The following is a 26,087-nucleotide window of genomic DNA, read 5'->3' on the forward strand; positions in this document are numbered from 1 at the left end:
GCTTGATCGAATCGCATGCGTCCCCAATTCCGAGTCTGAAAATAGGAGTTTGGAGGCACCATTCCAAATCACTGTTCGTTTCGCTTTGTTACGCATTTGCGACGGTCCGTAACATCGAATCAAACACCTGAAATAATGAACAAAATGCAAAAATGCCCGGGCAGTTGCCCGGGCATTCGGCAAGGTGAAGGAACGGGCCTTCCAATCAGTTCGATTGACGGCGCAGGAACGCCGGGATTTCGAGCTGATCATCTTCTTGCGGGCGCGCCTGCGGCGAAGCGCGACCGTGATCGTCAAGCTGGCCGCGGCGCGGCGCATAGAGGCTCGCTTCCGGCGAGAGCGGCCGGCGCTGCTGGGAAGCAGCGGTCGGGGCGGAAGCCGTCATGTCGGCGGCTGCCGGGGTCTGTTCGCGGTCACGCAGGCCGAGCGAGCTGGTGATGCGGTTGAGCAGACCCATCGGGCCGCGCTCTTCCTGCATCGGGGCAGCCGGCTGTGCGCGGCGGTCCATCTCTGCCTTTACGACCGGCGGAAAGTCTTCGACCTTCGGCATGCGAACCTGTTCCGGCTGCTGGCGCATGACCGGAGCGACGGGCTCCTGGCGCATGATCGGCTGCGGCTGGGGCTGAACCGGCTGCATCTGCGGCTGCGGCTGGCGCATGACCGGAGCGGCCTCTACCGGTGCAGCACCGGCGAAAAGCTTGCTCTGGGGACGAAAGTTGTCGTCGTGCATCGGCTGCTGAACCGGGGCCTGGGCCTGCACCTGGGCAGCCCGGGTCGCGATGTCGAGCTCGCGCTCCATTTCGGCTTCGCGGATGGCGGCTGCGATCTGGTCGGCGGTTGCCTGCTGCTGCATCGGCTGCTGAACCGGCTGGGCGACCGGCTGCTGCATCACCGGCTGGTGAACCGGGGCCGGCTGGTGCTGGGCAACCGGCTGCGGCTGCTGGGCCGGAACGGCGGCGGACGGGCGGACGACCGGCTTTGCTGCTACCGGACGAAAGTCGGCGGAACGACCCGCCACCTCCGCGGCCGTGCGGTCGATGCCGGTGGCAACGACCGAGACGCGGATGAGGCCTTCGAGGTCTTCGTCGAACGTCGCGCCGAGGATGATGTTGGCATCCGGGTCGACTTCTTCGCGAATACGGGTAGCCGCTTCGTCGAGTTCGAACAGGGTGAGGTCGCGGCCGCCGGTGATCGAGATCAGGAGGCCTTGGGCGCCCTTCATCGAGGTTTCGTCGAGCAGCGGGTTGGCGATCGCGGCTTCGGCGGCGGCCAGTGCGCGGCCTTCGCCCGAAGCTTCGCCGGTGCCCATCATGGCGCGGCCCATTTCGCGCATCACCGAGCGGACGTCGGCGAAGTCGAGGTTGATGAGGCCTTCCTTGACCATGAGGTCGGTGATGCAGGCAACGCCCGAATAGAGAACCTGGTCGGCCATAGCAAACGCGTCCGCAAAGGTCGTGCGGTCGTTGGCGATGCGGAAGAGGTTCTGGTTCGGGATGACGATCAGGGTGTCGACCGACTTCTGCAGTTCGGCGATGCCCTGGTCGGCGAGCCGCATGCGGCGCGCGCCTTCGAAATGGAACGGCTTGGTGACGACGCCGACCGTCAGGATGCCCTTGTTGCGGGCGGCCTGCGCGACGATCGGGGCTGCACCGGTGCCGGTGCCGCCACCCATGCCGGCGGTGACGAAGCACATGTGGGTGCCGTTGAGGTGATCGATGATCTCATCGATGCACTCTTCGGCGGCCGCGCGGCCGACTTCCGGCTGCGAACCGGCGCCGAGACCTTCGGTGACGGCGACGCCCATCTGGATGATGCGCTCGGCCTTGGTCATGGTGAGTGCCTGGGCATCCGTGTTGGCGACGACGAAATCGACGCCCTGGAGGCCTGCGGTGATCATGTTGTTGACAGCATTGCCGCCGCCGCCACCTACACCAAAGACGGTGATGCGGGGCTTCAGCTCCGTGATATCCGGCTTCTGCAAGTTGATAGTCATAGTCCCGTTCCTTCTGGTTTCTGGCCGCCTTGCCGAGCCGGCCAAATCTTTCAAAGTCCTAGTTTGTCTTCACCCGGCCCCGTCCCTGTCGGAGCCGGCCGTCACTCAAAAGCTCTCTTTCAGCCACTGGCCCATGCGGGCGATGCGGCCGTTGCCGGCGCCGAGCGCCGAGAACATGCCGCCGTGGGAGGCATGGGTCTCGAGGTCGGCGACCTGCGGATAGATCATCAGGCCGACCGCCGTGGAGAAGGCCGGGCCCTTGGCAGCGGCCGGCAGCCCGGAAACTCCGAGCGGACGGCCGATGCGAACATTGCGGGCGAGGATGCGGCGAGCCGCTTCCGGCAGGCCAGTCAGCTGGCTGGCGCCGCCCGTCAGAACGATTCGCTTGCCGACGATCGGGCTGAAGCCCGAGCGCTGGATGCGATCGCGGATGAGTTCCAGCGTCTCTTCGATGCGGGCGCGCACGATGCGCGACACAAGTGCGCGCGGCACATGCGTCGGCTGATCGCGGTCGTCCTCGCCGATCGGCGGAACCGATACGATGTCGCGTTCGTCGGCGCTGTTGGGCAGAGCCGACCCGTGCACGACCTTCAGCCGTTCGGCATCCTCGATGCGGGTCGAAAGACCGCGCGCCAGATCCGTCGTCACGTGATGGCCGCCGAGGCTGACAGCGTCAGCGTGAACCAGCTTGCCTTCGGCAAAGACCGAGATCGTCGTCGTGCCGCCACCCATGTCGATCGCCGCACAGCCGAGTTCGACCTCGTCGTCGACCAGAGCGGCAAGACCGCTGGCATAGGGGGTCGCCACCATGCCCTCGACCGAAAGGTGGGCGCGATTGACGCAGAGTTCGAGGTTCTTGAGCGCTGCCCGTTCGGCCGTCAGCACATGCATGTCGACGCCGAGAACGTCGCCGAACATGGCGAGCGGATCGCGGATGCCGCGCTCGCCGTCGAGCGAGAAGCCCGTCGGCAGCGAGTGCAGGATGGCGCGGTCGGAGCGCAGCGACTGCTGGCCGGCGGCGGAGAGAACCTTGCGCAGATCATTGGCGTCGACTTCCTGGCCGCCGAGATCGATCGTCGCGGTATAGACGTCGCTCTGCAGCCGGCCGGCCGAAACGTTGACAATCAGGCTGTCTATGGTGAGGCCGGCCATGCGCTCGGCCGCATCGACGGCGAGCCGGACGACGCTCTCGACCGCATCGAGGTCGGCGACGACGCCGTTCTTGACGCCGCGGGACTTCTGGTGGCCGATGCCGATGATTTCGACGCTATGCGTACGGTTGGGCAGGATCTGGCTTTCGGCGCGCGGCGTCAGCCGGCCGATCATGCAGACCACCTTGGTCGAACCGATATCCAGCACCGAGACGACATGAGACCGCTTCGAGGAAAGCGGCTTCAGGCGCGGCAGGCCAAAGCTGGAGGAACCGAATAGACTCATATGCGGCCTTCTTTCTTCTTTTCGGTCTCCTGCGCCTTCAGCATCTTGTCCCTCGCCTTCAAGGCAACTTCGCGCCGGGTCACTGCGTCCGGCGTCAACTGAACTGTTGTTCTGTCTTCGAGCCTCAGATCCACGGCAGCGATATCGCGCTCGAGGAGCTGGTGCTGGCTTTCCATGTCGGAGAGCACCTTCATCGCCCGGGCGACGTCGTGCTCCGGCAGCTTGACGACGATGCCGTTGTCGAGGCGCAGGTCCCAGCGGCGGCCGGCCACGCGCACGAAGGCCTTCACGCGCGAGCGGATCTCCGGCCAGCGGGAGAACTCGTCGTAGAAATCGGCAGCCGCCGTTTCGGCGTCACGGCCGACGAAGAGCGGCAGAGCGGCAAACTTGTTGTCGCGCAAGGGCGCGATCACGCTGCCGCTGCGCTCGATCAGCGAAAGGTCCGATCCGTGCTGCCAGATGCCGAAGGCCTTGCGCTCGGTGAGGCTAACCTCGATCGTGCCGGGATAGATCTTGCGAACGGTGACGCCCTGCACCCAGGGCATTTCCGCAATCAGCTTGCGCGCTTCGGCGATATCGAGCGCCACCAGCGACGTCGTGCCGTCGAGGCCGAGCTGCTGGAGAATGTCGATTTCCGAGGTCTGGTCGTTGCCGGAAACCTTGACGTCTTCGATCGCGAAGCCTGCGGCCGTGGTCGAGGCCTGCGCGAAATTCTGCGTATGGCCGCCGAGCGACATGCCGTAAAAGCCGGTGGCGGCGAAAAAGGCGATCGCCGACAGCGTGCCGGTATAGGCGGGAAAGCGGATGCGGCCAGCGCCGAGGCTGACGAAGAAGCGCACGACGCGACGAAGCGGACGCGGCAGTACGCGCGCGCCATCCACATCGACGGCGGCGGCGCCATCGAGGTGACGAACCCTCTTGCCCCTTTTGCCCCTCAACGCAAACACGACGCGTCCTCCACCATCCAACTCAAAAACTCACCGAAGCTGTAGCCGGCATGCGCGGCCATCTCGGGCACCAGGGAGGTCGGTGTCATGCCGGGCTGGGTGTTGATCTCCAGCCAGATCAGCTCGCCCTCGGCGGAGGAACTGTCATCGAAACGAAAGTCGGATCGGCTGACGCCCCGGCAACCGATTGCCTGATGCGCCTTCAGAGCGAGTGTTTGTATTTTTTGGTAAATATTTGGTGAAATCTGTGCCGGAATGACGTGACGCGAACCACCTTTTACGTATTTGGAATCATAATCGTAGAAGGCATGGCCCTGCGGGATGATTTCGGTGACGCCGAGCGCCTTGTCGCCCATGACACCACAGGTCAGTTCGCGGCCGGCGACATAACGCTCGACCATGATTCGGTCGCCGTAACGCCATTCGCTCGACGTCACCACCTGCGGCGGATGCGACTGATCTTCCTGGACGATGACGACACCGAAGCTGGAGCCTTCGGAAACCGGCTTGACCACGTAAGGCGGCTTCATCGGGTGCTTCGGACCAAAGGCATGGCGATCCATGACCTGCGCATCGGCAACTGGAATACCCGAAGCAGCCGCAACGTGCTTGGCCTGCGCCTTGTCCATGGCGAGCGCCGAGGCAAGTACGCCGGAATGGGTGTAGGGGATCTCAAGATATTCGAGGATGCCCTGGATCGTGCCGTCCTCGCCGAACGGTCCATGAAGGGCGTTGAAGGCAACGTCGGGTCGCAGCGCGGCCAGCGTCTCTGCGACATTGCGATCGACGTCGATCCGGGTGACGCGATAGCCGGCAGCCTCCAGGGCATCCGCACAGGCAGCCCCGGACGACAGGCTAACCGGTCGCTCCGAAGAAAATCCGCCCATCAGGACAGCCACATGCTTGCCGTTCATTCAAACCCCCAGACAATACGCCACTATCGCAAGGCTTCCTTGCGTCTGGCTGGCTCCCGCCCTCGCGAGTCAGCTGCGCCATTGGGGTCACTAGAACGTCATTAAGGTTAACGAACCGTTTACTTTCGTTAACCCCGGTCAGGAAATGAAACGCCGGTTGCAGGCGCAAGCGCATGTGGAACAAGGCATTTTAGCGAGAGATCAAAGGGTTGCGGAGTAATCTTGAATCTAATGCATAAACAGAAGAAAAAATGAAAAAACCCGCCGCAGCCAGGGCGGCGGGTCTATGCCTGACGGCATCCGAATTGGATCAGTCGTCATCACCGACGATCTTCCAGACGATGCCGGCGATCGCCGCGCCGACGATCGGCGCCACCCAGAACAGCCACAATTGCGCGACCGCCCAATCGCCGACGAAGAGCGCCTGCCCCGTCGAGCGGGCCGGATTGACCGACGTGTTCGTCACCGGAATCGAGACCAGATGGATCAGTGTCAGCGCCAGGCCGATGGCGATCGGCGCAAAGCCCGCGGGCACTCGGCCATGGGTGGAGCCGAGAATGATGAACAGGAAGAAGGCGGTCAGCACCACCTCGGCAACCAGCGCCGCCGTCAGCGAGTAGCCGCCCGGCGAATGCGCGCCGTAACCGTTGGCAGCGAAGCCACCGAGCTGGAAATCCCCCTTGCCGCTGGCGATCAGATAGATAACCGCCGCCGCGGCGATGGCACCCAGCACCTGGGCGATGACATAGCCGACAAGTTTGTGCGCCGGGAACTTGCCCGCAACCAGCAACCCCACCGAGACGGCCGGATTGAAATGCCCGCCGGAAATGCCGCCGACCGCATAGGCCATGGTCAGCACCGTCAGGCCAAAAGCAAAGGAGACGCCGAGATAGCCAATACCGACCTCAGGCAGGGCAGCCGCCAGCACGGCGCTGCCGCAACCGCCGAAAACGAGCCAGAATGTACCGAGAAATTCCGCAGAAAGCCTTTTGAACATGCATTCGCTCCTGAAAAACGAAGCCGATCGCTTCGCCGTCGAGAGTTTGCCACAATTTGATTCTCGTCAATCCGGGTTGTCCCGCCAAGCGAAGCTCCCGCAAAACGTGAAAATCTGCCTACGGCAAAGCAGTTGAGGCGCAAGCGAAAAGGCCGTCCCGCGCCGCGGCCCCAGAGCGGAGCGCCGACAGAATAATGATGCGCATGACGTCGATATCGTTCGCACTTCTTACGATATCAGGGTTTCGTCATGTCGAAACTTGCGTTAAGACGCCCGCACCCGCCTCCCAAGACGGTCTTACATCCATAGGAACAATGATAATGACAGACGCGACAACCTCCCTGTCGCCGAAGGACAATGCGTCAAAGCACGCGGCAGTGAACTCCCCTGCCCGGGTGCTGTTCGCAAGCCTCGTCGGCACGACCATCGAATTCTTCGACTTCTACGTTTACGCCACCGCCGCCGTTCTGGTGTTCCCGCACCTGTTCTTCCCGGGCTCGGACCCGACCTCGGCAATGCTGCAATCCTTCGCGACCTTCTCGATCGCTTTTTTCGCCCGCCCCTTCGGCGCCGTGATCTTCGGCCATTTCGGCGACAAGGTCGGCCGCAAGGCGACGCTGGTGGCGGCGCTGATGACCATGGGCATCTCCACGGTCGTCATCGGCCTTCTGCCGACCTATGCCACGATCGGCGTCGCAGCTCCGCTGCTGCTCGCGCTTTGCCGTTTCGGCCAGGGTCTCGGCCTTGGCGGTGAATGGGGCGGCGCAGTGCTGCTTGCCACCGAGAATGCGCCTGAGGGCAAGCGCAGCTGGTACGCCATGTTCCCGCAGCTCGGCGCGCCGATCGGCTTCATCCTGTCGGCCGGCACCTTCCTGATCCTCGGCGAAGTGATGAGCAACGAAGCCTTCCTCGCCTGGGGCTGGCGCGTGCCGTTCATCGCCAGCATCCTGCTCGTCGCCGTCGGCCTTTATGTCCGCCTGAAGATCACCGAAACGCCAGAGTTCCAGAAGGCCGTCGACAAGCACGAGCGCGTGCAGGTGCCGATCGCCGAGATCTTCCGTTTCCACAAGCGCAGCCTGGTGCTCGGCACTTTCGTGGCGCTTGCGACCTTCGTGCTGTTCTACCTGATGACCGTCTTCTCGCTCTCCTGGGGCACGGCGAAGCTCGGCTATTCGCGTGAGCAGTTCCTGGTCGTGCAGATGACCGGCGTCGTCTTCTTCGGCCTGATGATCCCGGTTGCCGGTATCCTCTCGGACCGCTACGGCCGTCGCCTGATCTTGATCATCACCACCATCGGCATCGGCGTCTTCGGCCTGTTCATGGCCCCGCTTCTTGCCGGCGGCCTTGGCGGCGCCTTCCTGTTCTCGATCATCGGCCTCGGCCTCATGGGCCTCACCTACGGCCCGATCGGCGCAGCGCTGGCAGCCCCCTTCCCGACCTCGGTGCGCTACACCGGCGCGTCCATGACCTTCAACCTCGCCGGCATCTTCGGCGCGTCGCTGGCGCCGTACATCGCCACCTGGCTCGCCACCAACTACAGCCTCGATTACGTCGGCTACTACCTGCTGGCCGCCGCCGCCATCACGCTTCTGTGCCTGGTGCTGTCGACGGAAGACGAGGTTTCGGCCTGATCACGACTGGCCCCGCCTAGCGCGGCCGATCACAACCAAGAAGGGCCGCAGCGGCAACGCTGCGGCCCTTTCGTTTGGCGCCCTCTGTTCGCGAAGCCTCCGAAGCCAATCCGATGACGATCGCAGCACGCGGCGGGCCAGCGCCAGCAAAGCGCTGGCTGCTCGACTCACTGCTGCTCCATGAGGTCCGGATCGTCGGCGCAGTCGCCGGTCATGGCGCAGCTAGAGCCGACCTGCCACGTGGACTTGGGAAGACGCGCAATCAACTCGCAGCGATGCATCGATTCCGCGAAAATATTGTCGACCTCCGTGCCGTCGATCATGACAACGCCGTTTCGGATGGCTGGGTGAGTGCCGTTCGCGATCTTCATCGCGACGATGCGGATGGCAGCGTTGGCGTAGTGGCATGGCCCCATTGAGAGTGCGATCTGCTGCCAACCGGGCGTCGCGTTCGCTTGCTCCGGCTGCTCATAGAACTTTGCCAGAATGTCGAGGAAATCGCCGTCTTTCATCCGGATCTGTTCGGCCAGCTTCGCAAGCTCGATCTGGTCGCCTGATTTTACGAGATCGGCAACCCTGGCTTCGAGACGCTGGGCGTCAGCACCGTCACCGAGCGAGGCGACGGCAGCTTGCAGACGCACCTCATCCATAGCCTTGACGGGCGCAAAGAACGCAAGATTGGCCAATAGGGCTGAAACGGCGAGCAACCTCGCATACGACAGTCTTTGCAAGCAACGCACTCGAGCTTTCTCCTCGACCGTGATTGAGTAGGGACCCCGGCATTCTGCAAAGGCGCTGGCAGCCGCTTGCCGCCCGCCGGAAAAACAAGAGGCCGCAGCGCTTCCGCCACGGCCTTTCAGATCACGTCTCGCAACCGAGCCTTACGCGATGCCGCGGCCGAGGAACTCCTTGATCTCGTAGCCCGGCATGAAGTTGCCGATGCGCTTGATCTCCCATTCGAGCCGGACGCCGGAATGTTCGAGCACGCGCTGGCGCACGGTTTCACCGAGATATTCGAGCTCGTAGCCGGTCGCCTGGCCGGTGTTGATCATGAAGTTGCAGTGCAGCGGCGACATCTGCGCGCTGCCGATCATCATGCCGCGGCAGCCAGCCTCGTCGATCAGCTTCCAGGCCGAGTGGCCCTCCGGGTTCTTGAAGGTCGAGCCACCGGTCTTTTCGCGGATCGGCTGCACCGTTTCGCGATGCTGGCGCACGGCATCCATGTCGGTGCGGATCTTGTTCTTGTCCTCGGCGTAGCCTTCGAACACCGCGTGGGTGAAGATGAGGTCCTTCGCCGCCGCCGAATGGCGGTAGGCATAGCCCATGTCGGCATTCGACAGCACATGCTGGTTGCCCTGACGGTCGACCGCGTGCACCTCGACGACCCGTTCGCGGGTCTCGGCACCATTGGCGCCGGCGTTCATGCGCAGCGCGCCGCCGAGCGAGCCGGGAATGCCGTAGTAGAAGTAGAAGCCGCCAATGCCGTGATCGAGCGCCATGGCGGCGATGTTCTTGTCCGGGCAGATCGCGCCGGCCTTGATGCGGTTTTCGCCGACCAGTTCCAGATCGCCAAAACCCTTGGCCGACAGCCGGATGACGACACCGGGAATGCCGCCGTCGCGCACCAGCAGGTTCGAGCCGACGCCGACAACCGTGACCGGCACTTCAGCCGGGACCAGCTTCAGGAAGGTGATGAGATCGTCGGTGTCGTGCGGCTGGAACATCAACTCGGCAAGACCGCCGGCGCGGAACCAGGTGACACGATCCATCGGCGCATCCGGCGTGATACGGCCGCGCACAGCGCTTACGCCGCTTCCGAGCGATTCCAGTAGTTTCTGACCGTTGACCTGTTTCATGCTCAATTTCCTGAAATATCCGCGAGTTCCTTAGGCAGGGCAGCCGCCCAGTAGGTGATGCTGCCAGCCCCCAAGAGAACCACAAAATCGCCGGGCTGTGCAATCTTGCTGACAACCGGCGCGATTGCCTCCGGACCGGAGACGTAACGGGCGTCGCGATGGCCACCCGCCTTGATGCGATCGACCAGTTCCTCGGCCGTTGCGCCCGGAATGAGGTCTTCGCCGGCCGCATAGACAGGCGCGATCAGGATCGTGTCGGCATCGTTGAAGCAGGCCGAGAAATCTTCAAACAGGCTCGAAAGGCGCGAGTAGCGGTGCGGCTGGTGCACGGCGATGATTCGGCCCTGGCAGGCCTCGCGTGCGGCGCGCAACACCGCCTTGATCTCGACCGGATGGTGGCCGTAGTCGTCATAGACGCGCACGCCGTTCGTCTCGCCGGTCAGCGTGAAACGGCGCTTGACGCCGCTGAAGGAGGCAAGCCCCTTGGCGATCGCTTCCGGGCTGACGCCGAGGCGCTGCGCAACGGCGATCGCCGCGGTCGCATTGGACACGTTGTGGCGGCCGGGCATCGGCAGGCGCAGGTCCTTCATCGGGATCACCTGGCCGGTGCGCCGGCGGCGGATCTCGATGTCGAAGACGGAGGTGGCGCCGTCCATGCGGATGTTGTGGAAGCGCACGTCGGCCTGCGGGTTCTCGCCGTAGGTCACGACCTTGCGGTCCTCGATCTTGCCGACCATGGTCTGCACTTCCGGATGGTCGAGGCAGAGCACGCCGAAACCGTAGAAGGGCACGTTCTCGACGAACTGGCGGAACGCGGCGCGCACGGCATCGAAATTGCCGTAGTGGTCGAGATGTTCCGGGTCGATATTGGTGACGATGGCAACATCGGCCGGCAGCTTCAGGAAGGTGCCGTCGGATTCGTCGGCCTCAACCACCATCCACTCGCCCTCGCCCATGCGGGCGTTGGTGCCATAGGCATTGATGATGCCGCCGTTGATGACGGTCGGGTCGAGCCCGCCGGCCTCGAGCAGCGCTGCGACCATCGAGGTCGTGGTCGTCTTGCCATGCGTGCCGCCGATCGCGATCGCATTGCGGAAGCGCATGAGCTCGGCCAGCATCTCGGCGCGGCGCACGACGGGAAGGAACTTCTCGCGCGCGGCGATCAGTTCCGGATTGTTCTTCTTGATCGCGGTCGAAACGACGATCACCTCGGCTTCGCCGAGGTTTTCCGCCTTGTGGCCGACGAAGACCTCGATGCCCTTGGCGCGCAGGCGCTGCACATTGGCACTGTCGGACTGGTCGGAACCCTGGACCTTGTGTCCGAGATTGTGCAGCACCTCGGCGATGCCGCTCATGCCGATGCCGCCGATACCGATGAAATGGACCAGCCCGATGGTTTTCGGCATTTTCATGAGCGTGTTTCCCTGAATTTCTCGACTGTCAAACCGCTGGCAATAGCCTCTACGAGGGATGCAAGCAAGCTTGCTGCGTCTGGCTTGCCGGTTTCCCGGGCATTTGCCGCCATCTCCGCGAGCGATTGCGGCTTGCCGATCGCATCATTGAGGATGCCGGCGAGACGGTCGGCGGTGAGTTCGGCCTGCGCGATCACGCGTGCGCCACCCTTGGCGGCAAGGGCGGCCGCATTGGCCGCCTGGTCGTGATCGAGCGCATAGGGATAGGGCACGAGGATCGCCGGCCGGCCGATGACCGCAAGCTCCGATACCGTCGAGGCGCCGGAGCGGCAAATGACGAGCTGAGCGCCGGCGATGCGCTCGGCCATATCGGTGAAGAACGGCGAGACCTCGGCGGGCACACCGAGCTTCTCATAGGTGGCGATCACGCCGTCCCTGTCTTCAGGCCGGGCCTGCTGCGTGACCTTGAATCGCTGGCGAACCTCGTCGTCCAGACGGCAGATCGCCTGCGGTACTGCCTTGGAAAAATACTGTGCGCCCTGGCTGCCGCCGAAGACGACGAGATGGAATGGCGCGTCGCCGACAGCCGACACATAGGGCGTGTTGGCGGCGGCTAGCACCGCCGGGCGAACGGGGTTGCCCGTCGTCACGGTTTTCGCGGCAAAGGCGCCCGTGCCCTCCGGAAGAAAGCCACCGGCGATCGCCTTGACGCGCGAGGCCAGCGCCTTGTTGGCGCGGCCCATGACGGCGTTCTGCTCGTGGATGATCGACGGCACACCCATGCCGGTTGCCGCCAAGAGCGGCGGCACGGTCGGGTAGCCACCGAAGCCGACGACGGCCTTGGGCTTCAGCCGGGCAATCAGCTTTCGCGCCGCGCGCATGCCGCTCCACAGCGTCCAGAGCGATTTGACGACGCTGACCGGGTTCTTCGAGCCGATTGTCGCCGAAGGCACGACATGAACCTCGTCGGCGGGGAACTTGCCGGCATAACGTTCGGCGCGGCTATCGGTGACCAGATGCACCGAATAGCCCATGGCCTTCAGCTCGTGGGCCAGCGCTTCTGCCGGAAAGAGATGGCCGCCGGTACCGCCGGCGGCAAGCAGGATGATGCCTTTAGTCATATTTTACTCCGCCGGCACGCCAATGCCGGACCGAAACAGGCTGCGCTCCACGGCGCGCTTCTCCGGGCGGTGACGGGTCAAGGCCAGGATGAAGCCGGCAGTGACGCAGATCGCCACCATGGACGAGCCACCATAGGAGATCAGCGGCAGGGTCATGCCCTTGGCCGGAAGCAGTTCGAGGTTCACGCCGATGTTGATCATCGACTGGATGCCGATCTGAAGCACCAAGCCGGCAACGGCGAACCGGTTGAAGTCGTTGCGTTCGCGGAAGGCATGGTTGAGGCCGCGCATCACCAGGAAGGCGAAGATCAGCACGATGACCATGCAGAAGACGATGCCGAATTCCTCGGCGGCAACGGAAAAGACGAAGTCGGTATGGCTGTCCGGGATGATGCGCTTGACGATGCCTTCGCCCGGGCCCCGGCCGAACCAGTCGCCGCGGATGATCGCCTCGCGGGCGGTATCCATCTGGAAGGTGTCGCCTTCGCCCGTCAGGAACTTGTCGATACGCGCGGCCACGTGCGGCAGCAACGTATAGGCGACGAAGAAGCCGCCGAGGGCCGCACCGCCAAGCAGGATGATCCAGAGCCAGGGCATGCCGGCCATGAAGAACATGCCGCCCCAGACGGCGGTGGTCAGGATCGTCTGGCCGAGGTCGGGCTGGGCGACAAGCAGGGCCGCGACGATGCCGAAGAGCAGGATGGCAAAGAGATTACCGGGGATTTCCGGCTGGCGCGCATGTTCGGAAAACAGCCAGGCACAGACGACGACGAAGGCCGGTTTCATGAACTCCGACGGCTGGATCGAAATCCCACCGAGCGAAATCCAGCGCATCGAGCCCTTCACCTCTTCGCCGATGAAGAGCACCAGCACCATCATGCCGAGCGAACCGGCAAGAAGCAGAATCGCCGCGCGCCGGACCTGGCGCGGCGAGAGGAAGGAAATCCCCACCATCACCACCAGCGACGGCAGAAGGAAGAGTGCGTGGCGCCGGACGAAGTGGAAGCTGTCGAGGCCGATGCGCTCGGCGACGGCAGGGCTTGCGGCGAAGGACAGCATGAAGCCGACGCCCATCAACAGGATGAAGGTCGCCAGAAAGAACCTGTCGATCGTCCAGAACCAGTCGGCCACGGGGCCACGTTCGGCTCGGCTTACCATCTTGTCAGTCCCCTTCTCCGGCGCCCACCGCGCCCACGTCCGAAATCCCGCACCACCTTCCGCATCGACCGGCACGCATGCGCGCCGGCCGAGGGATCAAATCAGCATCGTCACGCCTTCGATCGCGCGCACATGTCCGACGAAGGCATCACCGCGTACCTCGAAGTTCTTATACTGGTCGAAGCTTGCGCAAGCCGGTGAGAGCATCACCGCCGAGCCGCCCGTCTCGTCCCTGCCGGCATCGGCCGCGGCATGCGCTACCGCCTGCTCCAGCGTGCCCGAGATCTCATAGGGAACCGCTTCGCCAAGCGTCGCGGCGAAAGCCGGTGCGGCCTCGCCGATCAGATAGGCCTTGGCGATCTTCGGGAAGAAGGGTGCAAGCGTCGTGATGCCCCCTTCCTTCGGCAGACCGCCGGCGATCCAGTAGATGCGGTCATAGCTCGAAAGCGCCGGCGCCGCCGCATCCGCATTGGTCGCCTTGCTGTCATTGACGAAGACCACCGTACCCTTGCGGCCGACCGGCTGCATGCGGTGCTTGAGACCGGGGAAGCTCTTCAGGCCGGCGTGGATTTCCGCCGCGCTGACGCCGACCGCAAGGCAGGCCGCGATGGCCGCGGCTGCGTTCTGGGCGTTGTGACCGCCGCGCAGCGTCTGGATGCCGTCGAGATCGACGAACAGGCTGGAAGTGCCGCCTTCAGCCTTCAGGATGCGCGGGCCCTCGGCATAGAGGCCGCTTGCCAGCACATGGCGACGGGAGATCCGCACGGTCCTGGTGCCGGCGCGCTCGACGCGATCGGCGATCAGCGCCGAGAAACTGTCATCGACACCGACGATTGCCGTGCCGCTACCGGCGACCAGCCGTTCCTTGATGTCGGCGTAATGCTGCATCGTGCCGTGGCGATCGAGATGATCGGGTGTCAGGTTGAGCAGAATGCCTGCCGTCGGGTTCAGCGTCGGCGCCAGATCGATCTGGTAGGACGAGCACTCGACCACGTAGAAGCGCCCGGCCTTCGGAGGATCAAGCGTCAGCACCGCGGTGCCGATATTGCCGCCGAGCTGCGTGTCTCGGCCGCTTTCTTTGAGGATATGTGCGATCAGCGCCGTCGTCGTCGATTTGCCGTTGGTGCCGGTTATCGCGATGAAGGCGCAATCGGGCGCATGCGCCCGGCGTTCGCGCACGAAAAGTTCGACGTCGCCGATGATCTCGACGCCGGAAGCATGGGCAAGATCCACGGTCCAGTGCGGCTTGGGATGCGTAAGCGGCACGCCGGGCGAAAGCACGAAGGCGGCAAAGGCCGCCCAGTCGACGGTGCGCAGGTCTGCCGTCGGCACGCCTGCCGCCGAAGCCTTGGCGACGCTATCCGGGTTGTCGTCCCATGCGGTAACCTCGGCACCACCGGCGACGAGCGCCTGCGCGGTCGCAAGGCCCGAACCGCCGAGACCGAAGAGAGCGACTTTCCTGCCCTTGAAGGAAGTGACCGGGATCATCGTCCGCTCACCGCAGCTTGAGGGTGGAGAGGCCAACCATCGCCAGGATGACGGCGATGATCCAGAATCGGATCACGACCTGGCTCTCGGTCCAGCCCTTCTTTTCGAAGTGGTGGTGGATCGGCGCCATCAGGAAGACGCGGCGGCCGGTGCGCTTGAACCAGAAGACCTGGATGATGACCGACAGCGTCTCCATGACGAAGAGGCCGCCGATGATGATCATGACAATCTCATGCTTGACGGCAACGGCTACGGTGCCAATCAGGCCGCCAAGCGCCAGCGACCCGGTGTCGCCCATGAAGATGGCGGCCGGCGGCGCGTTGAACCAGAGGAAGCCGAGGCCGGCGCCGATGACGGCGCCGAGGATGACGGCAAGCTCGCCCGTGCCGGGCACGAAATGGATCTGCAGATAGTTGGCGAAAACGGCGTTACCCGCGAGATAGGCAATCAGGCCGAAGGCGGCAGCGGCGATCATCACAGGCACGATCGCAAGACCGTCGAGACCGTCGGTCAGATTCACGGCATTGCCGGCGCCGACGATGACGAAGCCACCGAACAGCACGAAGAAATAGCCGAGATTGACGATCAGGTCCTTGAAGAAGGGGAAAGTGACGGAGGAGCCGAAAGTGGAGCCGGACGGACCGCCCGAAAGCGAGGCCTGCATCATGAAAAACACGGCGATCGCCGCGATCACGAATTCGATGCCGAGGCGTGCCTTGCCGGAAAAACCCTTGTCCGACTGCTTCGTAACCTTGAGGTAATCATCGTAGAAGCCAATGGCGCCGAAGCCGAGCGTGACGAGCAGCGTCGAGACGACGTAGACGCTCGACAGATCGGCCCAGAGCAGCGACGAGACGACGATGCCGGCCAGGATCATCAGGCCGCCCATGGTCGGCGTGCCGGCCTTCTTGAAATGCGTCTGCGGCCCGTCGGCGCGGATCGGCTGGCCCTTGCCCTGGCGGATGCGCAGCGAGGCGATCATCGCGGGCCCGAAGAGGAAGACGATCATGGCCGACGTGAAGAGCGCCGCGCCGGTGCGGAACGTGATGTAGCGAAAAAGATTGAAAAACTGAAAGTGGTCCGCCAGTTCCACAAGCCAAATGAGCATAAGGGACCTTTCCCCAAAGGTTTCCTGCACAATGATGCAGCAGTTTAAAGTGTTACAGCGAAGCTTTCCCGCCCCGGGAGACGCGGCGCCGTAGTATTTCGAAACACGTCCAACAGAATCATCTGAAAAACGATACGCGCTTGCATGCGAAAGTGTTAGGGCGCGCCGCCTAACCTCAAACTGTATCCACCGCGCCATCATGGGCGGTTCCGCCGGCTTTTATTACGCCGGCTACCCCTCGGCTTCGGTTCCCTCGGCCCCGTATTCCTCGGCTTGCGTCTCCGGATAGCTCTCGATCAGCGCCTGCACGATCTTGGCGCAGCCGGTTCCCTTGGACGACTTGACCATGACAACGTCGCCCGGCGCGACAGCGGCCAGCGCATAGGCTTTGAGATCCTCAACGCTCTCGCGATAGATCACCGAAACTTCGGGCGGAAGCGCGTCGCGCAGGTGCGCCATCAGCGGTCCGGCGAGCCAGACATCGGTAATTCCGGCTTCGATGAGCGGACGGGCAAGGGCCGCATGCACCTCGGCCGCGTGTTCGCCCATTTCGAGCATGTCGCCGAGCACGGCGACACGACGGCCGCCGACCGGCGGCTCGCTGTCGCGCAGCAGCGAAATCGCCGCCCGCATCGAGCTCGGATTGGCGTTGTAACTCTCGTCGATCAGCTTCAGCGTACCGCCGCCGATCGAAAGCGTGTGGCGCCGGCCCCTGCCCGTTTCGGCCTGCATGGTTGCGAGCGCCGAAGCCGCATAGTCGAGATCGCCGCCAGCAAGCTTCACCGCTGCGAGAACCGCAACGGCATTCTCGGCGATGTGACGCCCGGGGGCACCGATCGCGACTTCCAACGTGCGACCGCCGATGCCGGCCCAGAGAATGGAACCCTCCGCACCGCCGCTGAATTCAACCAGCCGGAATTCGGCCTTCGGGTTGGCGCCGAAGGAATGGATGTGGCTGACGCCGGCCGCTGCCGCGGCGTCTTCAAGCAGCTTGTACTGCGGGCTGTCGTGAATGATCAGCGCGTGGCCGCCATTGACAACGCCTTCGAAGATCTCGGCCTTGGCTTCGGCGATCTGGTCGAGGCTCTCGAAATTGCCAAGATGGGCGGCAGCGATGCTGGTGACGATGGCCACATGCGGGCGCACCATGGCGGTCAGCGGCCGGATCTCGCCCGGATGGTTCATGCCGATTTCGAAGACGCCGAAATCGGTTGCCTCGGGCATGCGCGCAAGCGTCAGCGGCACACCCCAGTGATTGTTGAAGGAGGCGACCGACGCATGTACGCGGCCCTGCGGCTGAAGCACGTGGCGCAACATCTCCTTGGTGGTCGTCTTGCCGACCGAACCGGTGACGGCGATGATCTTGGCGGCACTGCGGTCGCGCGCCGCACAGCCGAGCCGGATCATCGCTTCGAGCACGTCGTCGACGACGATCATCGGCGCATTCAGCCGTCCGAGCGCCGGCAGCTTGCCTTCGCTGACGACCAGCACCGCGGCGCCATTGGCGAGCGCGATACCCGCATAGTCGTGGCCATCCACGCGATCACCCTTGATCGCGAAGAAGGCTTCGCCCTTGCCGATCGAGCGGCTGTCGATGGAGATCCCCGAGATGCCTTCAGGCAGATTGCCGACCGGCCGGCCATTCATGGCGGCCAGGAGATCGCTGCTTGTCCAGAGCCAGTTCAAATCACAAGCCTCCCAATGCCTTGCGGACCTCCGCGTGATCCGAGAAGGGCAACGTGACGGAGCCGATCGTCTGCCCCTCCTCGTGCCCCTTGCCGGCGACGATCAGCGTGTCGCCGGTCTTCAGCATGCCGACCGCCGTGCGGATCGCCGTGGCGCGGTCGCCGATTTCGATGGCGCCCCTGGCCGCCGCCATGATTTCGGCGCGGATCACATCGGGCACTTCCGAGCGCGGATTGTCGTCGGTCACGATCGTCACGTCGGCAAGCCGGGTGGCGATCTCGCCCATGATCGGGCGCTTACCCTTGTCGCGGTCGCCGCCGCAGCCGAAAACCACGACGACGCGGCCGGTCGTGAACGGCCGCACCGAGGCGAGCACGTTTTCCAGCGCATCCGGCTTGTGGGCGTAATCGACATAGGCGAGCGCGCCGTCCCTGGTCTGGCCGACCAGTTCAAGACGACCGGAGGCCCCCTGCAGCTTTTCAAGCGCGGAGAAGGCCGCCTTGGCACTGATGCCGGTGGACATGGCAAGGCCGGCCGCCACGAGCGCATTGGCCACCTGGAAGTCGCCGGCAAGCGGAATGTGGATTTCGAAGATGTCGTCGCCGACATGCACTTCGGCCGACTGCTTGTGGCGGAAGTGCTCGACCCGCTTCAGCGAAATGTAATCGCCCTTGCGGCCGACCGTGCGCACGTCGAGCTTGGCCTTGCGGGCAGCGGCGATCGCCTGGTCCGACCATTGGTCGTCGGCAAAAATCACTGCGGGCGCGCCCTTCGGCAACAGCGCCTCGAACAGCCGCATCTTGGAGGCCATGTAGTGCTCCACCGTCGGGTGGTAGTCCATGTGATCGCGGCCGAGATTGGTGAAGGCGGCAGCCGACAGGCGCACGCCGTCGAGCCGGCTCTGGTCGAGGCCGTGGCTGGAGGCCTCCATCGCCGCATGGGTGACGCCGGCATCGGCAAGTTCGGCGAGCAGCTTGTGCAGCGACACCGGATCGGGCGTCGTCAGCGAGCCGTAATCGTTACGCCCGGGTGCGACGACGCCGGTCGTGCCGATCATCGCGGCTGCAAGACCGGAATGCGCCCAGACCTGGCGGGTGAAGGAGGCGACCGAGGTCTTGCCAGCGGTGCCGGTGACGGCGACCATGGTTTCCGGCTGGCGGCCATAGAAGGCAGCGGCAGCGCGGGCGAGAAAGGCGCGAGGTTCGGAAAGCTTCAGGACCGGCGCTGCCGAAGAGTCGACGTCTGAGCCAGCTTCGGTGACGACGGCGACCGCGCCGCGCTTCAGGGCATCGGCGACATAGGCGCTGCCATTGGCCTTGCTGCCGGAAACGGCGACGAAGAGATCCCCTGGCTGAACCTGCCGGCTATCGGCCGTCAGTCCGGCAACGTCGATATCGGCGGCAGCGCCGCTCAGTTGCGCCGAAAGTTCCGGGAAGCTCGATCCCGCCAGGTCTTTGATCTTCATGAACGCACGTCTCGCATCGATTTCGATCCGCAAGAATCGCGAATCGTCCGCTTTCTCATTTCATGTCTAATAAGACACAAGCAAGGCAGAACCGTCTTCTCCAAACTTTGGTTCGACACCGAGCAGCGGCGCAGAGCGGCTGATGATGTCGCGAACCATGGGAGCCGCGTTCGAGCCTGCGGTGCGCCCGCCACCCTCGCCGGTCTTCGGCGCGTCGATGAAGGTCAGCACGATGTATTTCGGGTTGTCGATCGGGAAGGCCGCGAGGAAGGCGTTGAAGTTCTGGTCGCTGGCATAGCGGCCGTTGACCACCTTGTCGGCCGTGCCGGTCTTGCCGCCGACGTTGAAGCCCGGCACCAGTGCGCGCTTGCCGGAGCCCGCAATGCCGTTCCAGCGAAGCAGGAAGCGCATGTCGTCGCTGGTGCTCTTCTTGACCACCGGTGTGGAGACGGCGTCGGCCTGCTCCTCGGTGCGCGGCAGGAAGGTCGGTTCGATCAGCTTGCCGCCGTTGACGAGTGCAGCACCCGCGACCGCCGTCTGCAGCGGCGTCGTCGAGACGCCGTGACCGAAGGAGATGGTGACCGAGTTGATCTTCTTCCATTCGCGCGGCTGCGTCGGGGATTTCACTTCCGGCAGTTCGGTCGGCAGCTTCGAAAGCAGGCCGAGGCGCGTCAGGAATTCCTTGTGGCCGGGAATGCCGACGAGATCGGCAATCTTCGCGGTGCCGATGTTCGACGAATACTGGAAGATTTCCGGGACAGTCAGCACGCGGCGCTTGCCGTGGAAGTCCTTGATGGTGAAGCCGCCGATACGGATCGGCGCCGAGGCGTCAAAGCTGTCGTTGAGCGTCACCTTGCCGGAATCGAGGCCCATGGCGATGGTGAAGGTCTTGAAGGTGGAGCCCATTTCGAACGTGCCGTTCGACATGCGGTTCATCCAGCCCTCTTCCGCCCCTTCGGCCGGTTTGTTCGGGTCGTAGTCGGGAACGGACGCCATTGCCAGCACTTCGCCGGTATGCACGTCGAGCACGACGGCGCCGGCGGCGAGCGCCTGGTAGTTCTTCATGCCGGCGTCGATGACGTCGCGCACGATGTTCTGCACGCGCACGTCGATCGAAAGCTTCACCGGCTCGAGCTTGGCGTCGCTGGTCATGCCGATCGCGGCAAGGTCGGCCAGCCCCTGGCTGTCGATGTAGCGCTCCATGCCGGCAACGCCGCGGTTGTCGATGTTGACGTGGCCGAGGATATGCGCGGCGGTGTGGCCGCCGGGATAGAAGCGGCGCTTTTCCGGGCGGAAGCCGACGCCGGGAATGCCGAGCGCCAGGATCTCCGACTGCTGCTTCGGGGTCAGCTGCCGGCGCAGCCACTGGAAGCGCGATTTCGACTTCAGCTTGTTGTAGATTTCGCGGGCGTTGATGTCGGGCAGCACCGTCGACAGCCGCTCGACCGCTTCGTCGGCATCGACGATCTTGTGCGGCTCGGCATAGAGCGAGACGGTGCGGATGTCGGTCGCGAGGATCTCGCCGTTGCGGTCGAGAATGTCGGGGCGCGACGCCATCAGGTTGTCGGCCCGGCCGATGCTGGAAACGGTTTCGGGTGCCGCCATGCCGTATTGCACCAGGCGGCCGCCGATGACGGCATAGACGATGCCGAAGCTGGCGATCACGATGGCGACGCGGTTCTTCGCCTGGTTCGTGGTCTTCTTGCGCGTCCCCTGAAAGGTGACGTTGACGCCGCTTTCAGCCGGTCGGTTGTTGCCGCCCGCCGAGAAGTGCGCCTTGCTTTTCAACACCATGATGCGGGAGAGAAACGACATCAGCGCGCCACCGAGCCAGTTGCGATCTTATCGGTCTTTTCGATGATGGCGGCGATGCCATCCTTGGCCGACTTGTCCTCGGGCACGGGCAGATCGGCCTTCAGCATCGGCAGTTCCTGCGGCTGGGCGAGCTGTGTCGAGGGGGTCGGCACGAGTTGCAGGTCGGCTCCGAAGGCACCGACGAGGCGCTCCAGGCGGTTCGGTTGGGTCAGAAGCGCCCAGTCGGCCCGCAGCAGGTCGATCGTGTCTTCCTCGAGCTTGATCGCCACGTCGAGCTTGCGGACTTCCTCAAGCTTGTTTTCGGCGCGGTGCTTGATCGTATAGGTCACCGTGGCCGCGGCCGTCATGACGACGATCAGAACGATATCGAACGTTCGAAGCATGTCTTGTCAGCCCCCCAGCCGTGCAAGGCTTGCCAGTTCCGGCAGATTGAAAATGGACAGATCGTTTCCCGGCGACGCGGCTTGCGTGCGGATACCGGCGCGAAGCTTGGCAGAGCGGGCGCGCGGATTGAGGGACGCTTCTTCCTCGCTGGCTGCCACCATAGGCTTGCCAACTGGCGTGAAGGTTGCGGCACGCGCGGACACCATCGGCAGGTGACGCGAGCCGCTGGCCTTGCCGGAGCGGTCCTGGAAGAAGGCCTTGACGATGCGGTCTTCGAGCGAATGGAAGGTGACGACGACAAGACGGCCGCCGGGCTTCAGCGCTCGCTCGGCCGCAAACAGCGCCTCTGCCAGTTCGCCGAGCTCGTCGTTGACGAAGATGCGCAGCGCCTGGAAGACGCGGGTGGCGGGATGGATCTTGTCCTTGGCCTTGCGCGGCGTCACCACCTCGATCAGGCCGGCAAGATCGCGGGTCGTTTCGAAGGGCTGTTCGGCCCGGCGCTTCTCGATCGCACGCGCGATGCGGCCGGCCTGCTTCTCTTCACCGAGAAAGCCGAAGATGCGGATGAGATCAGAGACCTTGGCGCGATTGACGACATCGGCCGCCGAAACGCCCGAAGCCGACATGCGCATGTCGAGCGGCCCCTTCTTCTGGAAGGAGAAGCCTCGCTCGGCCTCGTCGATCTGCATGGAGGAAACGCCGATATCGAGCACGACGCCATCGAGCCCGCCTTCGGGCGCATGGGCAGCAAGATCGGAGAACTGTGCATGAACGAGCTTCAGCCGGCCGCCCCACTCGGCGACCTGCGCCTGCCCTGCGGCAATCGCCGTCGGGTCGCGATCGAGCGCGATCACGTCGGCACCGGCCTTGAGGATTGCGGAGCTGTAGCCACCGGCACCGAAGGTGCCATCGAGGATGACCTTGCCGGGCGCAGGCTCGAGAGCAGCAAGCACCTCGGGCAAGAGAACGGGAATGTGACGAACCGGTCCGCCTTCGGCTTCAGAAACACCTCCGCCTTGATCCGTCACCATTCCCTCTCTCCATTCTATTCTGGACGCAACCCCCGTGACTTGCGCCCTTCCCGGGCCGCCGCCTGCGCCTTTTGAAAGGCCTGCGGCTCCCAGAGCTGAAAATAATCGCCCCGCCCGACGAACATCACGTCGGTCGAGATGCCGGTGAAGTCGCGGATAAAATCCGTCATCATCAACCGGCCTTCCGGATCGAGCTTCACAAAGACGCCACCCCCGTGAACCAGCAGCGACATCTCGTTGGCTTCCGGAGAAAATGGATCCTCGGCCGCCATCTGCCTCTCGAACCGATCCAGGAGCTCCGGCCCGCCGACGCTGATCGCCGGAAAGACGAAATCCTGAAAACAGTATAGCTCCCGAACGCCCCCATCCGACAGCACGGAGCGAAACGCCGAGGGAACAGAGACCCGCCCCTTCGCATCGATCCGATTGGTGGCATGTGACAAGAAGCGGTTCATAACGCGAAACGGCCGCCCAAGACTGACGGGCCACGATCATCGACCCGCGAGAACACGTCACTCCGCACGCAAGACCGCCCCGCCGAACAGTGGAATGTCCGACCACCCTCCGAAGCCGGAAGGCATTGGAATCTTGCGATATTGGGCCGCGAAGCAGCCCCTGCGCAGTGCCATTATGGGATATCATGGGACCATATGGGCGTCAATGGGAATGGATCACAAACAGCCGTCGGGCTGATCAAATATTGATAGGTTGTTAAGTTTAACGAAGGGTTACGAAGAGACCCCCACCGTACGGGAATGCGACGGTCGAACGGCTTCAAATCGTTGAAAAATCAGAATGTGAGAAAAAGCGCAGACACACCGTTGTGCAGAGGCCCTTTCGTGTCATCGCAAGAGAAGAATGCGCGGCGGCAACGACAAAACCGCCTAAACCGGCACCGCTGTCGGTCGCAAAAATGGCATGCGGATCAGCCCGATTTGCAAGGCGCGATCCGCACGCGCTGAACCGTGCGGCCCGCCCACAGAGAAAGAGAGAGAGAGAGAGAGAGAGAGAGAGAGAGAAAAATCGCCAGTTGGCCTGTAAGCCGGGTTCTGTATGGCCCCGCCACCCGAAGGCAACGGAACGTGGCAGCCATTCATCTGGGACTACGTTTGCACGCAGCCTCTTGCAACCCACCCGGATGACTGGCCCGGAAACAGGCTGGGCGCTTGCGCGTCCGCGTCATCCCTATTCGGTCTTGCTCCCGGTGGGGTTTGCCGTGCCGTCCATGTCGCCATGTCCGCGGTGGGCTCTTACCCCACCCTTTCACCCTTACTCCGCAAGCGGAGCGGTTTGCTTTCTGTGGCACTTTCCCTGAGGTCACCCTCGCCGGACGTTATCCGGCACCGTGCTTCCGTGGAGCCCGGACTTTCCTCCCCCCGCGGCCTTTCGGCACTTGCGGAGAGCGGCTGCCCGGCCAACTGGCAGGCGCTCCTTAACGCAAGCCCCCGCCCGGCGCCAGAAAAAACGGCAGTGTTTTTCAAGCTGCCAACAGGGCAGATCGGCCGAGACCGGGTGGATGCCGCCGCACCTAGCGAAAGGCGACCGCGAAGTCGGCGTCGTATTCGGGCTCATCGATCCGGCCATTTTGCACAAGGACAGCGCCGAGCCTGCCGATCTCGTCGGAGCTTTTTGCCGCCTGGCCGTTGCCGCCGGTGACGACGGCGATGCGGTCGCCCTCGGCAAAGCCGATATAGGGCAGCCCGTCGCGGGTAAACGAGGTGACACAGGGTGAAAAGCGGGTGGAGACCGGCCGGAAATCAGGCATCACCTCGGCCAGCAGCCGACGCAGATGCTCGGCCGCCGCGGCACCGCCCGGTCCGCGGAACCAGTGCCGTATCGCCGGCTCGTCACCCAGGATCCTGTCGGTCGGATCGCCGCCGATCTTGATATAGGTCCTGCCGTCGGCATAGCCGACCGGCGGCAGCAGGTAGTAGCTCTTCTCCTGCTCGGGTGCTGCACCGATCAGCGAGGGCATGCCCTCGAAGTCAGGCAGCTCGCTCGCCGCCACCTCCGCGAACAGCACCGTGCGAGCCTTGACCGTCAAGTCGATCGGCCGCGGCAGCAGTTTGTCGGACAGGGAAAATCCGCCGGCCGCAACGATGACCCGGCCCGCTTCCAGGCGCATGCCCGAGACCGTCGTGACGACAACGCGATCGTCCGCCTCGGAGACGGCGCCGACCTCGTCGCGCACGATCCGTGCGCCGGCCTTCTCGGCACAGATGACCTGCGCCGCAACGAGCGCGCGTGGATTGATGTAGCCGGCGCCAAGGCGCTCATAAACGCCGGCCGTGCCCTCGGGAAAACGGAACCAGGGAAAGCGCCGCGACAGCGCCTCGCTGTCATAGAGCGGCGCTTCGACGCCGAGCGCATCCCGCGCCTTTTCCACCTGCTCGATATAGTCGTAGCTCGAGCCCGGCGCTGGCCCCGCCATCAAGCAGCCGACCTCGTGATAAAACCGGATGCCGCTTTCGCGTTCGATCTCGTCGTAGCGCTCGATCGAGCGACGGGCGAGACGCGCCCAGACGGGGTCGTCGTCGATCGTGCGGGTGATGCGGGCATTGTCGTAGTGGCTGGAAAAGACGCCGGAATGACTGGCCCAATCGGTCGGCTCGTCAGGACCGACGAGCGCGACGCCAGCACCCGAGAGCGCCAGGTGCCGGGCAGCCGCAGCGCCCATCATGCCCTTGCCGACGACAATGAAATCAAAGCTTTCCGACATGCTCATCCCCGCTCCGCTGACACGGAAGGAGGTAGCATATCGGTGCTGATAGGGCACCACCACTCAAGGATTTAATTGGTGCGCCGGAACGCGAGACCTGTCCGGCTGGAGCATCCGCCATTGCCGCGTGGCCGGCGGACGATGCTCTCTCGTCGCGTGGGCAAATGGATCACCCACGCCTGTCAGGGACTAGAGCATTCCGCCCTCAGGTGGAAACACCGAGGCGGCCAGATGCTCTAGAATAGGGATGCCAAGGCGCCCCTCGTGCGTTCGCTGGAACCCACGGCGTTCTAGTCGATGATGTCCTGGACCTTGCCGCAATAGCGCTTGGAAACCGGGTTCATGCGCTTGGCGCCATGGCCGGCATTGTACTTGAGGATCGTGCCGCAGGTGGTGCCGCCCGAAAGTTCATGCGCCATGGCGAGATACTTCATGCCGAACTTGATGTTGGTTTCCGGGTCGTAGAGACCCTTGGAGGAGCCCGAATAGCCCATCATGCGCGCCGTGGCGGGCTTGATCTGCATCAGGCCGATCTCGCCGGCGCTGCCGCGTGCCTTCGGATTGAAGTTGCTTTCGACCTTGACGACCGCATGCGCCAGATCGACGGGAACGCCGTACTGCTTCGCATAGCTCTTGATCAGGGCCGTATACTGAACGTTCTGCGGAAGGTCCGGTTTCGGGAAGCCTGTGGTCCGGGTGACGGTCGGGATGGAAGAGGTCTTGATGGTCTTGTCGACATTCCCCGCATACGACGTACCCATCCCGGCGAAGAACATGCCAAGGCATGCCGCCACCGCAGCAACAGACGATATTCTCATGTAGTTTGAATTCTCCGGTCTGGGGATTGGACCGAAGCGCACCCCGCTTCGAGCCTCACGTCCCGATCGTTTCATTCACAGGACGTGAGCGTTGCGCCCCGAAGTTC

Annotated in this window: 21 protein-coding genes and 1 other RNA gene; 1 reads left to right on the forward strand and 21 read right to left on the reverse strand. The window is 63.9% G+C overall.

The features are described 5' to 3' along the window. Positions 1–205: 205 nt before the first annotated feature. The 5 genes from ftsZ to aqpZ all read right to left on the reverse strand — a co-directional run bounded on the left by ftsZ (position 206) and on the right by aqpZ (position 6,288). Positions 206–1,993: a cell division protein FtsZ gene (gene ftsZ, locus BLU15_RS03580; protein WP_034792500.1), complete on the reverse strand. Its 1,788-nt coding sequence runs from the start codon at positions 1,991–1,993 to the stop codon at positions 206–208. Positions 1,994–2,098: 105 nt separating this feature from the next. After that, a complete protein-coding gene (ftsA, locus tag BLU15_RS03585; RefSeq protein WP_034792498.1) occupies positions 2,099–3,430 on the reverse strand; it encodes a cell division protein FtsA in 1,332 nt (443 codons plus the stop codon). Further along, a complete protein-coding gene (gene ftsQ / locus BLU15_RS03590; RefSeq protein ID WP_060605507.1) occupies positions 3,427–4,377 on the reverse strand; it encodes a cell division protein FtsQ in 951 nt (316 codons plus the stop codon). The genes ftsA and ftsQ overlap by 4 nt, the downstream gene beginning before the upstream one ends. Further along, positions 4,365–5,291, reverse strand: coding sequence for a D-alanine--D-alanine ligase (locus BLU15_RS03595; RefSeq protein ID WP_090294311.1), 927 nt, complete (start codon positions 5,289–5,291; stop codon positions 4,365–4,367). Before BLU15_RS03595 ends, ftsQ begins: the two co-directional genes overlap by 13 nt. A gap of 310 nt (positions 5,292–5,601) precedes the next feature. Then, positions 5,602–6,288, reverse strand: coding sequence for an aquaporin Z (gene aqpZ, locus BLU15_RS03600; RefSeq protein WP_034792491.1), 687 nt, complete (start codon positions 6,286–6,288; stop codon positions 5,602–5,604). A gap of 320 nt (positions 6,289–6,608) precedes the next feature. Between aqpZ and BLU15_RS03605 the strand changes: the two genes are divergently transcribed. Next, positions 6,609–7,919: an MFS transporter gene (locus BLU15_RS03605; protein WP_060515931.1), complete on the forward strand. Its 1,311-nt coding sequence runs from the start codon at positions 6,609–6,611 to the stop codon at positions 7,917–7,919. A 167-nt stretch (positions 7,920–8,086) separates the two neighbouring features. Here the strand turns inward: BLU15_RS03605 and BLU15_RS03610 are convergent, their stop codons facing one another. From BLU15_RS03610 to BLU15_RS03685, 16 genes are all read right to left on the reverse strand, one after another. Next, the gene (locus BLU15_RS03610; protein ID WP_143034195.1) at positions 8,087–8,650 is read right to left on the reverse strand and encodes a hypothetical protein; all 564 of its coding nucleotides are present in this window, start codon (positions 8,648–8,650) and stop codon (positions 8,087–8,089) included. 150 nt (positions 8,651–8,800) lie between these two features. Beyond that, positions 8,801–9,775 (reverse strand): UDP-N-acetylmuramate dehydrogenase, encoded by a 975-nt coding sequence (murB, locus tag BLU15_RS03615; protein WP_090294313.1) that lies wholly within the window; start codon positions 9,773–9,775, stop codon positions 8,801–8,803. Positions 9,776–9,777: 2 nt separating this feature from the next. Next, on the reverse strand, positions 9,778–11,187 hold the full coding sequence (gene murC / locus BLU15_RS03620; RefSeq protein ID WP_090294314.1) for a UDP-N-acetylmuramate--L-alanine ligase: 1,410 nt from the start codon (positions 11,185–11,187) through the stop codon (positions 9,778–9,780). After that, entirely contained in the window at positions 11,184–12,308 is a 1,125-nt protein-coding gene (gene murG, locus BLU15_RS03625; protein ID WP_089043442.1) for an undecaprenyldiphospho-muramoylpentapeptide beta-N-acetylglucosaminyltransferase, read from the reverse strand. The genes murC and murG overlap by 4 nt, the downstream gene beginning before the upstream one ends. A gap of 3 nt (positions 12,309–12,311) precedes the next feature. Further along, positions 12,312–13,466: a putative lipid II flippase FtsW gene (gene ftsW / locus BLU15_RS03630; protein WP_034792447.1), complete on the reverse strand. Its 1,155-nt coding sequence runs from the start codon at positions 13,464–13,466 to the stop codon at positions 12,312–12,314. Between the two features lie 96 nt (positions 13,467–13,562). Then, positions 13,563–14,954, reverse strand: coding sequence for a UDP-N-acetylmuramoyl-L-alanine--D-glutamate ligase (murD, locus tag BLU15_RS03635; protein ID WP_090294315.1), 1,392 nt, complete (start codon positions 14,952–14,954; stop codon positions 13,563–13,565). A gap of 7 nt (positions 14,955–14,961) precedes the next feature. Then, positions 14,962–16,062 (reverse strand): phospho-N-acetylmuramoyl-pentapeptide-transferase, encoded by a 1,101-nt coding sequence (gene mraY / locus BLU15_RS03640; protein ID WP_034792441.1) that lies wholly within the window; start codon positions 16,060–16,062, stop codon positions 14,962–14,964. A gap of 231 nt (positions 16,063–16,293) precedes the next feature. Then, positions 16,294–17,748 (reverse strand): UDP-N-acetylmuramoylalanyl-D-glutamyl-2,6-diaminopimelate--D-alanyl-D-alanine ligase, encoded by a 1,455-nt coding sequence (locus BLU15_RS03645; RefSeq protein ID WP_034792439.1) that lies wholly within the window; start codon positions 17,746–17,748, stop codon positions 16,294–16,296. Position 17,749: 1 nt separating this feature from the next. Further along, positions 17,750–19,213 (reverse strand): UDP-N-acetylmuramoyl-L-alanyl-D-glutamate--2,6-diaminopimelate ligase, encoded by a 1,464-nt coding sequence (locus tag BLU15_RS03650; RefSeq protein WP_090294468.1) that lies wholly within the window; start codon positions 19,211–19,213, stop codon positions 17,750–17,752. Positions 19,214–19,279: 66 nt separating this feature from the next. Continuing rightward, entirely contained in the window at positions 19,280–21,028 is a 1,749-nt protein-coding gene (locus tag BLU15_RS03655; protein WP_060582686.1) for a peptidoglycan D,D-transpeptidase FtsI family protein, read from the reverse strand. After that, on the reverse strand, positions 21,028–21,411 hold the full coding sequence (locus tag BLU15_RS03660; RefSeq protein WP_034792423.1) for a cell division protein FtsL: 384 nt from the start codon (positions 21,409–21,411) through the stop codon (positions 21,028–21,030). Before BLU15_RS03660 ends, BLU15_RS03655 begins: the two co-directional genes overlap by 1 nt. Positions 21,412–21,417: 6 nt before the next feature. After that, positions 21,418–22,443, reverse strand: coding sequence for a 16S rRNA (cytosine(1402)-N(4))-methyltransferase RsmH (rsmH, locus tag BLU15_RS03665; protein ID WP_060515925.1), 1,026 nt, complete (start codon positions 22,441–22,443; stop codon positions 21,418–21,420). Positions 22,444–22,457: 14 nt separating this feature from the next. Continuing rightward, the gene (gene mraZ, locus BLU15_RS03670) at positions 22,458–22,898 is read right to left on the reverse strand and encodes a division/cell wall cluster transcriptional repressor MraZ (RefSeq protein ID WP_060515924.1); all 441 of its coding nucleotides are present in this window, start codon (positions 22,896–22,898) and stop codon (positions 22,458–22,460) included. A 567-nt stretch (positions 22,899–23,465) separates the two neighbouring features. After that, an RNA gene (gene rnpB / locus BLU15_RS03675) (RNase P RNA component class A) lies at positions 23,466–23,865 on the reverse strand. Between the two features lie 106 nt (positions 23,866–23,971). Beyond that, a complete protein-coding gene (locus BLU15_RS03680; protein WP_090294470.1) occupies positions 23,972–25,162 on the reverse strand; it encodes an NAD(P)/FAD-dependent oxidoreductase in 1,191 nt (396 codons plus the stop codon). A gap of 290 nt (positions 25,163–25,452) precedes the next feature. Continuing rightward, entirely contained in the window at positions 25,453–25,980 is a 528-nt protein-coding gene (locus tag BLU15_RS03685; protein WP_034792405.1) for a lytic transglycosylase domain-containing protein, read from the reverse strand. Between the last annotated feature and the right edge of the window lie 107 nt (positions 25,981–26,087).

It is taken from the genome of Ensifer sp. YR511 (assembly GCF_900103045.1).
Classification (GTDB): Bacteria; Pseudomonadota; Alphaproteobacteria; order Rhizobiales; family Rhizobiaceae; genus Ensifer; species Ensifer adhaerens.